Annotated in this window: 14 protein-coding genes; 13 read left to right on the top strand and 1 reads right to left on the bottom strand. The window is 34.4% G+C overall.

All coding sequences use genetic code 11. The features are described 5' to 3' along the window. The first annotated feature begins 236 nt into the window (after nucleotides 1-236). The 12 genes from JJQ93_RS09695 to JJQ93_RS09640 all read left to right on the top strand — a co-directional run bounded on the left by JJQ93_RS09695 (nucleotide 237) and on the right by JJQ93_RS09640 (nucleotide 13,151). Nucleotides 237-803 carry a VanZ family protein gene (locus JJQ93_RS09695; RefSeq protein ID WP_274893638.1) on the top strand — a complete coding sequence of 189 codons (567 nt, stop codon included), beginning with the start codon at nucleotides 237-239 and terminating at the stop codon, nucleotides 801-803. Nucleotides 804-1,053: 250 nt separating this feature from the next. Beyond that, nucleotides 1,054-1,815, top strand: a complete 762-nt coding sequence (locus tag JJQ93_RS09690; RefSeq protein ID WP_274893637.1) for a helix-turn-helix domain-containing protein — start codon at nucleotides 1,054-1,056, stop codon at nucleotides 1,813-1,815. A gap of 209 nt (nucleotides 1,816-2,024) precedes the next feature. Next, nucleotides 2,025-2,861, top strand: a complete 837-nt coding sequence (locus JJQ93_RS09685) for a hypothetical protein (protein WP_274893636.1) — start codon at nucleotides 2,025-2,027, stop codon at nucleotides 2,859-2,861. A gap of 22 nt (nucleotides 2,862-2,883) precedes the next feature. Further along, nucleotides 2,884-3,216 carry a hypothetical protein gene (locus tag JJQ93_RS09680; protein ID WP_274893635.1) on the top strand — a complete coding sequence of 111 codons (333 nt, stop codon included), beginning with the start codon at nucleotides 2,884-2,886 and terminating at the stop codon, nucleotides 3,214-3,216. 269 nt (nucleotides 3,217-3,485) lie between these two features. Further along, nucleotides 3,486-4,706 carry a hypothetical protein gene (locus JJQ93_RS09675; RefSeq protein WP_274893634.1) on the top strand — a complete coding sequence of 407 codons (1,221 nt, stop codon included), beginning with the start codon at nucleotides 3,486-3,488 and terminating at the stop codon, nucleotides 4,704-4,706. A 72-nt stretch (nucleotides 4,707-4,778) separates the two neighbouring features. Beyond that, the gene (locus JJQ93_RS09670) at nucleotides 4,779-5,459 is read left to right on the top strand and encodes a hypothetical protein (protein WP_274893633.1); all 681 of its coding nucleotides are present in this window, start codon (nucleotides 4,779-4,781) and stop codon (nucleotides 5,457-5,459) included. 95 nt (nucleotides 5,460-5,554) lie between these two features. Beyond that, on the top strand, nucleotides 5,555-6,217 hold the full coding sequence (locus JJQ93_RS09665) for a hypothetical protein (RefSeq protein ID WP_274894089.1): 663 nt from the start codon (nucleotides 5,555-5,557) through the stop codon (nucleotides 6,215-6,217). 288 nt (nucleotides 6,218-6,505) lie between these two features. Next, the gene (locus JJQ93_RS09660; RefSeq protein WP_085113422.1) at nucleotides 6,506-7,363 is read left to right on the top strand and encodes a YitT family protein; all 858 of its coding nucleotides are present in this window, start codon (nucleotides 6,506-6,508) and stop codon (nucleotides 7,361-7,363) included. A 184-nt stretch (nucleotides 7,364-7,547) separates the two neighbouring features. Beyond that, nucleotides 7,548-11,810 (top strand): acyl-CoA dehydratase activase-related protein, encoded by a 4,263-nt coding sequence (locus JJQ93_RS09655; RefSeq protein WP_274893632.1) that lies wholly within the window; start codon nucleotides 7,548-7,550, stop codon nucleotides 11,808-11,810. Between the two features lie 45 nt (nucleotides 11,811-11,855). Then, nucleotides 11,856-12,062 (top strand): XkdF, encoded by a 207-nt coding sequence (locus JJQ93_RS09650; RefSeq protein ID WP_274893631.1) that lies wholly within the window; start codon nucleotides 11,856-11,858, stop codon nucleotides 12,060-12,062. Between the two features lie 112 nt (nucleotides 12,063-12,174). After that, nucleotides 12,175-12,837 carry a signal peptidase I gene (gene lepB / locus JJQ93_RS09645; RefSeq protein WP_274893630.1) on the top strand — a complete coding sequence of 221 codons (663 nt, stop codon included), beginning with the start codon at nucleotides 12,175-12,177 and terminating at the stop codon, nucleotides 12,835-12,837. Nucleotides 12,838-12,980: 143 nt separating this feature from the next. Continuing rightward, nucleotides 12,981-13,151, top strand: coding sequence for a zinc-ribbon domain-containing protein (locus JJQ93_RS09640; protein WP_085113419.1), 171 nt, complete (start codon nucleotides 12,981-12,983; stop codon nucleotides 13,149-13,151). A gap of 39 nt (nucleotides 13,152-13,190) precedes the next feature. Here JJQ93_RS09640 and JJQ93_RS09635 read toward each other — a convergent pair whose 3' ends face one another. Then, entirely contained in the window at nucleotides 13,191-13,628 is a 438-nt protein-coding gene (locus tag JJQ93_RS09635) for a DMT family transporter (protein ID WP_085113418.1), read from the bottom strand. A 142-nt stretch (nucleotides 13,629-13,770) separates the two neighbouring features. Here JJQ93_RS09635 and mgrA point away from each other — a divergent pair, with 142 nt between their 5' ends. After that, the gene (gene mgrA / locus JJQ93_RS09630; protein WP_274893629.1) at nucleotides 13,771-14,754 is read left to right on the top strand and encodes an L-glyceraldehyde 3-phosphate reductase; all 984 of its coding nucleotides are present in this window, start codon (nucleotides 13,771-13,773) and stop codon (nucleotides 14,752-14,754) included. Nucleotides 14,755-14,761: the final 7 nt, after the last annotated feature.

Genomic DNA, 14,761 nt, shown 5'->3' with positions numbered 1-14,761 from the left:
GTAAAGAAGAATTTATTGAAGAGTTTAATAGACGTTTACCTAAAAGAAAAAATGAACTAAACTTTCTCTTCGAATGCTATAGAAGAGAGAACGTTCTGCCATATTTATGTAATTTAGTTTTAGGAGATAATTAAAAAGCATTTAAGAATAGATTTTTATTGTTGTGTCTTCATCTGGAGATTATGAAACAATATCGAGCCTAAATAATTTAAGTTATATTCGGGAGATGGATTATTTTGGGGATAAATTTTCCGATAGGATTAAAAGCTATTTTGTTTATTTTCTTCATTCCTCTTATTATAAAACAATTTAAGTCGACAAAAAATATTGTTATAGTCACATTTATGACGGGGTTTATTATATATGCAATTGAACTAATAAGTATAGTGTTTTTCCCGATCACATTTTATCCACCTATGCCTAATTATACTCCAAATGTAAATATTGTTCCTATGAAAGATATAATAATTTTTATGAGATCACAACCAATTAATATAGTTATAAAAAATGTGGTTGGGAATATTATACTTTTTATACCGCTTGGATTTTTTGTACCGATAATATATAGAAATATGAACAAATTTAATTATACGTTATTGTTGGGTTTGTGTGTTTCAGTATTTATAGAAATCGCTCAATTTACTATTGATTATTTGACAAAATACCCCAATCATACATCTGATATCAATGATGTTATATTGAATATTATTGGATTAATATTGGGGTTTATGATTCAAAGAGGAATTAGAAAAGTATCTTTTATGGTGAACTATATTAATAATGTTGCAAATAAAATTGAATAATCAGATATGATTTACAATTAATGCTTATTCCCGGAGGGCAGATATTAATCTGTCCCTTGTTTATTATTGATAAAAATTAAAAAATTTATTAAAAACATTAAGAATTTATTAAGAAATGTTAAGTTTTGGTTACATAAAAAGGAATTCAAAAGTTTTTGTAGAAATATGATTATAGAAAAAATACAATAATAAACTTGGACATTTTGAAAGTTGTTAATATTTTAACTTTGTTGTAATAAGGGAGATCAAGATGAAGTATGAAGTCATAAAATATGATACTCATAAATTTTTGTTTGATGAGGCAAGGAGAAGGTGTATAAAAAGAGAACTTAATCAAGATGTAAAGCCATTTATGTTTGTATCAGATCTTTACATTTCCGATGAGAAGAAGTTGCTAATCAAAGCCTTTAGAAAAAGCATTCATGAAATATCTAAGATTAATGGCCAATTTAAAAAATATACATATCTATTGACAGACGAAAACGGCATCATAATAGATTTGATTGTGCCTAACAAAAGTAGTTTTTCTTATTTAAATATAGGTGTTCAGTTAAAAGAAGAATTTGCAGGAATAAATGCAGTATCGATTGCTTTAAATGAAGGAGAAACTGCATTTGTCAAAAAGAATGAACATTATCTTAAGTGCCTCAGTGGGATAGACTGCATAGCTGTACCTGTCTTTGACAATACTTGTCAATTAATAGGAATAGTAGACATATCATCTGAATGTGGATTATTTGATGAATGTGTGTTTACGGCGTTTTTGATGGCAAAATATACAGAATACAATTTTATATTACTTAAAAAAGAAATGATAGAGGAAAAATTGGAAGAAGTAGAGCTAAAGATTTTGAAACTGACAGCGGAAGGAAAGACAGATGAAGAGATTGCAAAAATGATTAATAGATCAATAAGCAATGTAAAATATCACAAGAATAAGATCTTTGAAATATTAAACGTGAAAAATGTAAAAGACTGTATATACAAAGCGGCAAAGATGGACTTGGTGTAATATGCTTTAGTACTTTCGTACTAAAAAAATTAGTACTTTTGGTCAGTTGACACAATTTTGGAAGAAACATATAATGAAATCAAATATCGACTGGCAATTTTTTCAGAATAACTTAAAGCAGCAGAAGTGTCAGAACGAATAAAAAATGGAGGTGGTATTTGAAACTTGGATTGCTACTTTAAATTAAAAATGATGAGAGGATGGTTTAAATGAAAAAATTAGCAGTGTTATTATTAACTCTATGTTTATTTATAACAGCTAGTATTACATCTTTTGCTGCTATCCAATCTTCTTACAAAAATCCATCAAAAGTAAAATTACAAAACACGAATGTACCAGTTGAAGATAATCAAACACAAATTGTTGAAGAATTATCGAAATATGTTTTGCAAGAAAAGGATGGCACACTAACTTTGAATATACCGGATGATTTTGAAAAAAAGATAAATAAAGATATAGAGAAGCAAATAAAATTGAGCATGAATAGAGTAAATAATATAATAGAAAAACAAAAAATAAAAATAGATGTTCTTAAATTTAATTTTATTGATGAAAATAATTTATTGATTACTGGCTATTATAATGACAAGAATATACTAGCTATGAATTGCGTGAAAGTATGCTTATTACCTGAACCTACCAGCAACGTTAAAGACGATGACATCAAATTGGATAAAATAGATAATTCACTTAATAATAGTGAAATTGCTCCAAGTGATATTACTCCGGTTGTAGCGTATGTAGACGCTTATGTCACTTTAACAAGTTCTGGTATTTTATATTATAATGGTGATGTTACAGCAGATTACCCCATTAATGCTCAATTAACTATGAGTCTGTTATGGGCGCTTGGTAGTAGTTGGCAACAAGTAGCCACTCAAAAACCGTATTATGGAACGGGAACTGCGATATATACACCTCTATATTTATATTTAGATAAGACAATAGGCTCGTATATGAGTAGAAATTATTATGTTCTTTCAGCACCAGGACGTGCTGAAGTTATAGGAACTATGTACTCAAGCCAAATACATATTTGGCCATGAAAAATGTAGGTGGTGTATAGTCGTGATTAAGGGTTGTGGAAGGAAAAAAGTAATGCTTAGAAAAAAGGAAAATGGTATTGAATCAGAAAATATAGTTATAACTGAAGATGAACAGCCAACAGAACCATATGAAAAAGATAGATTTGAAAAGTTGTTGAAATATATAAAAGAAAATTTTGCTGAGCTAACAAAAGAATTTTCCGAGGAAGAAAAAGAATTATTAAAAATGCATTGGGGTATAGACATGTCTTTAATGACATTTAGCGAGATAGCTGAGATAAAACATATGGATGAAAGCATCTTAAGGTCTAAATTAAAAGATTTGGAAAAGCGATTTTTTCAGAGTACAAGATGAGTATGTTGATCTAAGAGTGTACATTACTCGATACAGCGATGTTTGAAGGAATTGGGGTGAATAGGTTTGGATAAATTTTTCAAATGGTTGTAATCTATCATTTTGGTTGTATTAGTTTTAAATCTTTTGTTTTTGTCGTTTGTCTTTATCATCAATTGGAAATCTCCTTAACAAGGCAATTTAGTGGACATACAAATGATAGGAATCAAGTAAATTACTCAAATGTATCAACCTATGAATATTATGTTCTGTGGAATTAAGATTAATGAGTGTTTAATTCATACAAAGAAGAAGCTTATTTTGCTTCTTCTTTGTATGAATTTTTAAGGAAGGAGTTTTTGTTCTTTATGAAAAAATTTTTCTTAATGGTCTTTACACTTATATTTATTGCTACAGGTTGTTATACTGTAGACAATACTAAAGTAACAGAAAATGAAAGCCCTAAGAGCGACTCTGAAGAGATAAAAATACCTTTTTTGATATATACAAATGAGCCAGATAATAAACATTCGGCGATGTTAGCTTATTGGGATTTGAATAATTCTAAAGTAAATTTAACTGAAAAGATAGTCTATGTCTCAGAAGACCCCAATTTTGTCACACCTTTATTTTGGGATGGAGATGGCAGGATAGTATTGAGGAAGACGTATTATCCAGTAGATGAATATAAAGACAAAGTAGATTTTGTCAAAGGCAATGATGTGGGTATGGTATACGGCAAGGACATTGAAGCTAAAGGGAATTTGGATGACAATCCTGAACCAATTAAAAAAGTAAAAAACTATACATTATACTTGCACAATGGCAGCGATGTAATGGAAAAGAATGTATCATTTCTGTATAAAACGAAGGATGACAAAGGCAATGATATTACAGTAGGTGAATATAATCAACCATGCTTTATAGATTATGAAAGCAAAACAGGTGATATAACATTTATCTTTGATTATCCATTTGAGACACATTCCAATATATACGTTGCCAAGTGCAATGTAGGCAACATTGACGAGATAAGCTGGGATGAGATAAGGCTTCCCGGAGGTGGCGTTGTTTATACACCTTGTCCAAATAATACAATGCTTGTAGGTTCTAAATACTACATCCAATGTTTCAAAACTTTAGGTGAAGTCGATCTTAAGACAAAAAAAACAACTTTGCTTGATGATGTTGCGAAAGAATGTAGAAGCATCGTGAAAGAGGGAAGTTTTAAGCCAGACTATTCTAAGGATATAACGCCTGTTGGAAAGTATAAAGACGTGTTGATTTTAAACCTTCCTATAAGTACAGATACAAATGTAGAGCCTTTAATATGCGCCTTTAAAGATAATAAGCTATTAGGTGCAATACATCTAAAAAGCGATGATACGTGGGATGTAATTGGTCTTGATAAAAAAGTTGCATCTTCGATGGATGTGAAAGGTAAAAATCTGTACAAAGAATTTGGTGCAGATTTGATGTACTTCCCAGGCCGGGAAGACATAAGTTATTAGCATATAATAAAACCAAAGATTGACTGATAATGTTTGCGAAATATTTTAATACCGAAAGGAGGTGGAATTAAAGTGAACAAAAAATCAATCCGAATATCAATATGTTTAATCTTGATACTCATCTTAAGTTTAAGCTTAAGTGGAACTTCATTTGCTTTACGAGGAGGAAATGTGGATACAGGTAGTAAACAAATTTCCGCCTCAAATGTAGAAAATTTTGAACCATCATCTGAGACGACAAAAATGACATCTCCGAGGCAAGTTCCTTCAAATGTGGATATAATCAGTAATCAAATAACTGTTTCAACTGAAGAAAATGCTAAACCAGCTTCTGAAACCACAAAAATGACATCACAAAAGGTAGCTTCTTTAAATGCAGATATAAATCCAATGTCCCTTAGTCGGCCGACTAAAGGAACAAATCTACCTTATGGCGGTGCTTTCAGTGGAGTTAACACGGAGATTTTTTCAAACTACTATTTTTTCACAAATGGTTCCACGCAGCTATATGTGGACTGGAATGTAAGAGCTGATTATACTGCTAATGTGTTATGGCACATTAATGTTTATCAAGCTGGCACGAATAAGTTTGTAATGAGCTCGGATCAATTTTCAACAGATTCTAATACTGGCTGGTGGACAACAAGATTTTACAATTTGGACCCCGCATACAATTACTATATTTCTTTTGTAAATGATGGACCACAGATTGGCTCTCCCATATCAGGCGATTTTACGGTTAGACTAAAGTAAAAACAATTCGAAGATAAACATATAAAGGCCTTCCACTTTATGTAGAGGGTCTTTATATTGGCAATATATATTTGGTGGTGGTATGATTGAGAAAAATGATATATGTTTTGTCATTTATTGCTGTGGTTTTGTTTGTCATCATAGCTTTTGATTTATCAAATGTCAATACACAGAAAGATACTGAAAGTACAAACGTTGATAATATGCCAGCAAAGACAATCAAATTGAAATATGGCCATATAGATGTGTCACGAGATAATATCAATATATCTGAGTCAAAGTTGGATTCTGATGGATTTTCAAGGATTGAAGTTTATGACAAAGACAACGGAAAATTCATTGAAGCTTATGGTGTAAAAGAAGAGCCTTTAAATGTATCGGGTTTTACCAATAAAGCATCAAAAGTGACAATTTACAAAGAGCGCAAAGATTATTCTGCCGTAGTGAGACTTTACGTAGTTTTGACGGTTTATTCCGATAGCTTAAGACAGATAAAAAGCATTGATAAGACGTATTGGGAGAAAGCTGATGATGGCGATTGGCAGTTGAAAAATCCACATGCGGCTGCGATTTCTACAACAGGTGTCTTTCCTTCAAAGGAAATCGAGGCAAGCGGTACTGCAACGATAGAAATGAAAGCCAATATATTTACGGTAGGGCTTTTAAATAAGTCTGGGTTTAATGTTTTTCAATCAGGTGAAAATGGATATTATATAAGAAAGACAGTAGAGTTGGGCTTTAGATACAGCCTGGATTAATGTGTAAACTTAATGTACAATTTTGGTATGCGGTAAAAATAGGGGAAAGTAAAGTGTCTTCTGTTCACATGAGGCGCCCACTATAATGTTGGGTTTCAATTAGATTAGCATTTATAGTATAATAATATGGGTTTTTTATGTAAAGCACTTTGTGTGAGAAAAGTTATTTATTAAAATGTGCTTATTTCATGCAATGAAGTTAATACACAAGATATGCCAAGTAAATGTTCTTAAGTGATTATCATATAAATTAAACAGTGATAAATTTTAATTTTAAGGAGGGATTATATGACGAAAAATCATCCAATTGTGCGAGAAATGATTAGATACATTTTCCTCTTTTTAGGATCGATTTTAGCAGCAGTAGGATTAGAAATATTTCTCATACCCAACAACATTATTGATGGTGGAATCACGGGAATATCAATAATCTCAAGCTATTTGACCAAATTGCCGCTTAGCTTATTCATAATCGTTTATAATCTTCCATTTCTATTTATAGGGTACAATCAGATAGGTCGGACATTTGTCTTGTCATCTTTGTTTTCCTTATTATCTCTGTCGTTATGGGTTTCAATTTTACACCCTATACCCGGTATCACAAATGATGTTTTGCTTGCGTCGGTTTTCGGCGGAGTAATCTTGGGGATTGGCGTAGGAATGATTATTCGATACGGCGGATCCCTTGATGGGACTGAAATGGTTGCAATCATAATAAATAAGCGTACGGCATTTTCAGTGGGAGAAATGGTGATGTTTTTTAACGTATTCATTCTAAGCAGTGCAGGATTAGTTTTTGGATGGGACAGAGCAATGTATTCTCTGATCGCTTATTTTATTGCGTTTAAGGTGATAGATATAACAATAGAAGGACTGGACGAAGCTAAGGCGGTCATTATCATTTCAGAATATGGTGAGGAGATTGCAGATGCCATAACTGCACGGTTAGGCAGGGGCGTCACATTTATTGAGGGAAAAGGAGGATTTTCGAAGAACCAGAAGACTATCATTTACTCTGTCGTCACTCGTCTAGAAGTGGCGAAGCTCAAATCCATCATATATGATAAAGATGAAAATGCCTTTGTCACTATCAATGATGTTTCTGATGTGATGGGAGGCAAGCATAGGAAAAGATCAATTCATTAAAAATTATTTGTTAAATAATTAGCCCATCATTTATTTTGGGCTTTAGATACAGCCTGGATTAATGTGTAAATAGGAATTTTGTTTTTAAACTAAATAGTGCTAACATAAATTTAAGGAATTATTTATAATTAAATCTATCTATTATATAATAATTACAATACGTATATCTGAAGGAGAAATTGAAGTGAATAGAAATTTGCACTATTTAGGAATAGACGTAGGTTCCACTACGGCCAAAATAGTCATCTTAAATGAAAATGATGAGATCATCTATAGTAGATATGAGCGGCACTTATCTAACATAAAAGATACTATTGTAAACTTGATAGATGACGCGTATTCTAAATTTGGTGACCTTGTTGTATCTGCTGCTGTAACAGGTTCTGGCGGTATGGCAGTGTCTGAGTGGCTTAATATGCCGTTTGTGCAGGAAGTGATTGCAGGTACCAAGACGGTGGAAAAGTTTTTCCCGGATGTAGATGTGGTCATAGAATTAGGCGGCGAGGATGCCAAGATTACATACTTTGACGGTACTATCGAACAGCGGATGAATAGCAGTTGCGCAGGCGGCACAGGTGCATTTATAGATCAGATGGCATCACTTTTAAAGACTGATGCACAAGGTTTAAATGAGCTTTCCAAAAACCACAAAGTCATATATCCAATAGCTGCAAGGTGTGGTGTTTTTGCAAAGACGGACATTCAGCCTCTTTTAAATGAAGGAACCGCAAGGGAAGATATAGCAGCCTCCATATTTCAAGCAGTTGTAAATCAGACCATAAGCGGACTGGCTTGTGGACGGCCTATAAAAGGGAATGTGGCATTTTTAGGTGGGCCTTTATATTTTCTTCCGGAATTAAGAAAGAGATTTATAGAAACATTGAACTTGAAAGATGAAGAGGTCATCGTTCCTGAAAATTCTCAATTGGCAGTTGCCATAGGTGCGGCATTATCTGCAAAAAATGATGAGATCATTGCATTAAGAGACTTATACAATAGAGTACATACGATTCCATACAAAGTGAAAAATGATGTGGAGAGATTAAGACCGCTATTTGTAGATGAAAATGAGTACAATGAATTTAAAGATAGGCACAAAGGCATTGATATTTTGGAGAAAGACATAAAAGATGCTAAAGGTGGTCTTTTCTTAGGAATAGATGCAGGTTCTACTACAACAAAGTTAGTTGTGATAGATGAGGATGGTGCAATTGTCTATTCTTACTACGGCAGTAACGAAGGAAATCCACTAAATTCTGTCATAAAAGTGCTATTAGACATATACGAAAAGATGCCTGATAGCGCATTTATTGCTAATTCTACTGTCACAGGATACGGCGAAAACCTTATTAAAGCAGCTTTGATGGTGGATATAGGTGAGATTGAGACAATTGCACATTACAAGGCATCAGAGCATTTTTTGCCTGGTGTCGACTTCATACTTGACATAGGCGGACAGGATATGAAGTGCATAAGGATAAGAGATGGCATAATCGACAGTATAATGCTAAATGAAGCATGTTCATCGGGTTGTGGTTCGTTTTTAGAGACATTTGCGTCGTCTCTCAACATGTCAATTGATGAGTTTACTGAAGCTGCTCTAAAAGCTCAAAACCCAGTCGATTTAGGTTCTCGTTGCACTGTCTTTATGAATTCAAGGGTAAAGCAGGCACAGAAGGAAGGGGCATCGTTAGGTGATATTTCTGCAGGTCTTTCGTATTCTGTCATAAAAAATGCCTTATACAAGGTCATAAAGATAAGAGATCCGAAAGAGCTGGGAGAAAAGATAATCGTTCAAGGTGGCACATTCCTTAACGATGCCATATTGAGAAGCTTCGAGCTTATTACAGGTAGAAATGCCGTAAGGCCTCAGATAGCAGGGCTAATGGGTGCGTACGGTGCAGCACTTATCGCAAAGGAAAGGTACAGTGGCGGTATAAGTACAATATTTACGAAAGACAAGCTCGAAAGCTTTAGTGTAGAAGTGTCAAGCGGCAGGTGCAATAAATGCACAAACAGATGCCTTTTAACTATAAATAAATTCAATGACGGCAGAGTATTTGTATCTGGAAACCGCTGTGAAAGAGGAGCAGGAAAAGAGATAACTAACAATGATATACCAAATCTTTACGACTACAAGTACAAAAAAATATTTGGATACAAGCCATTAAGTGAAGACGAGGCGTATAGAGGTATCATTGGCATACCGAGAGTTTTGAACATGTACGAAAACTATCCACTGTGGTTTACATTTTTCACAAGGCTTGGATTCAGGGTTATATTGTCTGACAGGTCGTCAAAAAGGCTTTATGAATCAGGCATGGATACTATACCGTCAGATTCCGCATGCTATCCGGCGAAAATCGTCCATGGACACATAGTCAACTTAATAAATAAAGGCATAAAGACGATATTTTATCCATGCATACCTGTTGAGCAGAATGTATTTGAAGATGCAGACAATCATTACAATTGCCCAATTGTGTCGTCATACGCTGAAGTAATTAGAAATAACATGTATGTTCTTAAGGAAAAAGACATTTTATTCATGAATCCATTTTTGGCATTGGATGACAAAGAAAAACTTGCCAAAAGGCTTTATGAAGAATTGAGAGTTTTTGGCGTATCAAAAGGTGAAGTGGAAAATGCCTTAAAAGAAGCATTTGATGAAGATAAAAGGGTAAAAGAAGATATAATGAGAAAAGGCGAAGAAGTCTTAAAATATCTGCGAGATACGGGAAAAAGAGGAATAGTTCTTGCAGGCAGACCATACCATATAGATCCAGAGATAAACCATGGCATACCGGAAATAATAACATCGTTGGGTGTGGCAGTATTGACGGAGGACTCTGTAGCGCATTTAGGCAAACTTGAGAGAAAGCTTAGAGTAGTTGACCAGTGGATGTACCACACAAGGCTTTATGCGGCGGCAAGCTTTGTGGCTGACAGCGATAACTTAGAGCTTGTACAGCTTACTTCCTTTGGATGCGGCATCGATGCTGTCACATCCGATCAGGTTCAGGAGATCTTAAGCTCCCGGGAAAAAATATTTACGCTTATAAAGATAGATGAAGGTACAAATGTAGGCTCTATAAAGATACGCATAAGGTCATTGATAGCCGCTATCAATGAAAGAAAAGATGAGAAAAGAAGCAAGACTTCATATACGATGAAAAGAATACTGTTTACGGACGAAATGAGGAAGAAGCACACTATACTGGCACCGCAGATGTCGCCAATACATTTCCAGTTTTTGCAGGAAGCCTTCAATGTATCAGGGTACAACTTGGAGGTTCTTCCATCTATAGATAAGCCGGCTGTTGAAGAAGGGCTTAAATATGTCAATAACGATGCATGTTTTCCTTCTATAATAGTCGTAGGGCAGCTTATTGAAGCATTGAAATCTGGTAAGTATGATTTAAACAATACGTCTGTCATAATCACACAGACAGGCGGTGGTTGCAGAGCTACCAACTACATAGGTTTCTTAAGAAAGGCTTTGAAAGATGCAGGATTTGAAAATATACCCGTCATATCATTGAATTTTGTTGGCATGGAGAAGAATCCTGGATTTAAAATAACGCCAGGACTTCTGAATAAAGCATTTATAGGCCTCGTATATGGTGACCTTCTACAAAATGTGCTGCTTAGGGTGAGGCCATATGAGAAGATACCTGGTTCTGCTAATAAGCTTTATGAAAAATGGGTGGCAAAGTGCATAGAGTCCGTAAAAAGTGGAGATTTGAAATTATTTAAGAGAAATGTCCATCAGATTGTTCAGGATTTTGAAAATCTTGAGATCAATAATGTAATTAAGCCTAAAGTTGGCATTGTCGGCGAGATACTTGTGAAGTATCATCCTACTGCAAATAACAGCATCGTGGATGTGCTTGAAAAAGAAGGAGCAGAAGTGATACTGCCGAATCTGATAGACTTTTTGATGTTTATACTGGATCATGCAAATGAAAAGTATAAGTATTTGTCAGGCAGCAAGATAAGGCAGGTTTTGCAGAATATAGGCATTGCAGGACTTGAGTTCTATCGAAAAGAGATGAGAAAGGCTTTAGAGAAAAGCAAAAGATTTATCTCTCCCAAAACCCTAAATGAGCTAAAGGAGTTGGCGTCACCTATAGTATCTCTTGGTAACATAACTGGCGAAGGCTGGTATCTTACTGCAGAAATGGTGGAGTTATTAAAAGAAGGCATATCAAATATTGTTTGCATACAGCCTTTCGCATGCCTTCCAAACCACATAACGGGGAAAGGCGTCATTAAAGCATTAAGGGAGCTTTATAAAGAAGCTAACATTGTGGCGGTTGATTATGATCCCGGCGCCAGCGAAGTAAATCAGCTAAATAGAATAAAGCTTATGCTGTCTGTAGCTTTCAAGAAATTAGAAAAAAGCAATGAAACATTCGAGCAGATTGCTGCCACAGAGAAAATATAGTTTTTTAAAATGTGGGCATTATAAATAGTACGGGAGGTTTTACGGATGGATAAGATTTCTTATGCAGTGAAACTTATTAAAGATGGCTATAAACCGTACTATTTTAAGCCCAGCAAAAACATACCTGCAACATTTGATTCTAAGCTTACTCTCATATCAGAAGATGGTGATAAAAAGACAATTGTGTTTAACGGAATGGAAGTAAGTGCCGCTGATAAGGCGTATATGAACTATTTTACCAGTGAGGAATAAGAAAAATTTGCTACCATAGATTAAAACATCAATTTTAGAAATATTTAGCGAAAATAGGCGAGTATTAGTAATCAATTGAGAAACATATATATTGAGATGGAGGAATTAATTCATGGGAAAATCCAAATTCGCAAAATCAGAAAGTAAGAAAACATTAAAAAGAGAAGTGTTTGAATGGATTTTGACATTATTTATTGCATTGACTATATCAATATTACTTAAAAGTACAGCTTTTGCTATGGTTCAAGTAAAAGGAAGTTCTATGGAAAATACTTTATTTAATGGTCAGAAATTATTTGAAAATAGGCTGGTATATAATTTTGAAGAGCCGAAAAGAGGGGATATAATTATATTTAATAAAGTAGAAAAAAGCAATGGGGTTTTATCAAATGTAACTTCAGAATTAAAAGAAACATATAATAATATCATTGGATATCAAGATGATAATATTTTAATAAAACGTGTGATTGGGATACCGGGTGATAAAATTGATATAAAAAATGGATATGTATACGTAAATGGCGTTAAACAAGATGAGTACTATGCTAAAGGAAAGACTTATCCATATGTTAAAGGGAATGGCTATCCTAATGCCTTAACATTCCCGTTAGTGGTTCCAAAAGGTAAAGTCTTTGTGTTGGGCGATAATCGCGAAGTCAGTCTAGATAGCAGGATAATAGGATTTGTAGATTATAAGCAAATAGAAGGAAAAGTATTATATAGGATATGGCCATTTGATGAGATTGGTTCTATTTATAGCAATAGCCGATATTAAATTAAATAAAAGTATTGCATATTGTGATGAAACGTGGTATACTTTAATTCGTAGTTAAAAAAGAGATTTAACAACATTTCCCCTTTTTAGGATGGAATTTGGTTTGTTTAAATCTTATAAATCTTAAAAAGGAGGAAAGTGTTGTGGCTGATAAGACATTAGTATGCAAAGACTGCGGCAAGGAATTCGTCTTTACAGAAGGCGAGCAAGCTTTCTATAAAGAAAAAGGCTTTGAGAATGAGCCTCAGAGATGCCCTGAATGCAGAAAAGCAAGAAAGCAGCAGTACAATAACAACAGAGGCTATAGAAGATAACCTGAGAAAAAACCTTATAGAAAAATCTATAAGGTTTTTTTATGCTTTTATTAACCTTACACCTATTATGAGAAGCACAACACCTATTACTTTGAACCAATTGATGGGAGTTTTTTCCACACCAAATAATCCAAAATTATCGATAAGCACAGCAGCAATCATTTGAGCTGAGACTATAATAGATGCAAAAGTCGCTGCACCAAGCTTTGGAATCAGAATGATTGATCCTAAAACGATTATAGATCCTAATACGCCGCCAAATAGAAGATATGTTGGTGCTTTAAATAAACTTGCAAATTGTTTTATACTGCCGTCTGATATGCTGATGAGGACTAATATTATAAGTCCAACTAAATTATTTAAGACTGCAGAGTTTTTTGGTAAAGCTATCTTGCCAAGAGCTGAATTCATCGGCGACTGCAGTCCTAAAGCAAGTCCAACAATAATGGCGCCTATATAAAGCATTATAGAATTCATTTGATGTTCCCCTTTCAAATAGTTTACTTATTTAATATACCATATTTTTAAATTGACAAAAATTAAATTAACTTTTAAATATTTTGTTTTTAATAATAATTATTATATAATTAAAATAGAAACCGATTTAGGAGGGAGAAAAATGAGCTACATACCAAACGAAAATAGATACGAAAAAATGATATATAGAAGGTGCGGAAGAAGTGGCATAATGCTTCCTGCGATTTCACTTGGACTATGGCACAACTTTGGCGGATATGATGTATTTGAAAACATGAGAGAGATGGTCAAAAAGGCGTTTGACCTTGGCATAACCCATTTTGATTTGGCAAACAATTACGGGCCGCCTCCAGGATCTGCTGAGGAAAACTTCGGCAAGATTTTAAGGACGGACTTAAAAGGCTACAGAGATGAATTGTTGATTTCCACAAAAGCTGGTTACACAATGTGGCCTGGCCCTTATGGTGATTGGGGCTCAAGGAAATATTTGCTATCAAGTTTGGACCAAAGTTTAAAGAGGATGGGCATAGATTACGTTGATATATTTTATTCCCACAGGAGAGATCCAAATACACCTTTGGAAGAAACCATGTCAGCGCTGGCACAGGCTGTGAGGCAAGGAAAGGCTTTATACGCTGGCATTTCAAATTACAATACTGAAGATACCAAGAAAGCCGCTGAAATCCTAAGGCAGCTTGGGACGCCGCTTCTAATACACCAGCCCAGCTACTCCATGTTTAACAGATGGATAGAAGATGGGCTTACAGATGTCCTTGAGGAAGAAGGCGTCGGAAGTATAGCATTTAGTCCATTGGCACAGGGACTACTTACTGATAAATACTTAAATGGAGTTCCGGACGATTCGAGAGCTGCCAGAAAGAACACTTCACTGAGAGGTAATCTTACAGAGGAGAATATAAATAAGGTAAGAGAACTGAAAAAAATCGCAGATAGAAGAGGCCAAAGCATTGCACAGATGGCTTTGGCGTGGGACTTAAGAAAAGTCACATCTGTTATAATTGGCGCCAGCCGGGTAAGCCAGATAGAGGAGAATGTAAAGGCGCTTGACAACCTGGAATTCAGCCATGAAGAATTGAAAGAAATAGATGATATACTGTCTAAATAAAATATGA

It is taken from the genome of Thermoanaerobacterium sp. R66, assembly GCF_028895185.1.
GTDB lineage: Bacteria > Bacillota > Thermoanaerobacteria > Thermoanaerobacterales > Thermoanaerobacteraceae > Thermoanaerobacterium.
Note: the sequence above shows the minus strand (reverse complement) of the source record. Positions and strands in the feature narration are given on the sequence as shown.

What these genes read in the sequence shown, in the direction of transcription:
- JJQ93_RS09690 (WP_274893637.1), top strand. Translation starts at nt 1,054, where the DNA reads ATGAAGTATGAAGTCATAAAATATGATACTCATAAATTTTTGTTTGAT.
- JJQ93_RS09685 (WP_274893636.1), top strand. Translation starts at nt 2,025, where the DNA reads ATGAAAAAATTAGCAGTGTTATTATTAACTCTATGTTTATTTATAACA.
- JJQ93_RS09665 (WP_274894089.1), top strand. Translation starts at nt 5,555, where the DNA reads ATGATATATGTTTTGTCATTTATTGCTGTGGTTTTGTTTGTCATCATA.
- JJQ93_RS09660 (WP_085113422.1), top strand. Translation starts at nt 6,506, where the DNA reads ATGACGAAAAATCATCCAATTGTGCGAGAAATGATTAGATACATTTTC.
- JJQ93_RS09650 (WP_274893631.1), top strand. Translation starts at nt 11,856, where the DNA reads ATGGATAAGATTTCTTATGCAGTGAAACTTATTAAAGATGGCTATAAA.
- lepB (WP_274893630.1), top strand. Translation starts at nt 12,175, where the DNA reads ATGGGAAAATCCAAATTCGCAAAATCAGAAAGTAAGAAAACATTAAAA.
- JJQ93_RS09635 (WP_085113418.1), bottom strand. Translation starts at nt 13,628, where the DNA reads ATGAATTCTATAATGCTTTATATAGGCGCCATTATTGTTGGACTTGCT.
- mgrA (WP_274893629.1), top strand. Translation starts at nt 13,771, where the DNA reads ATGAGCTACATACCAAACGAAAATAGATACGAAAAAATGATATATAGA.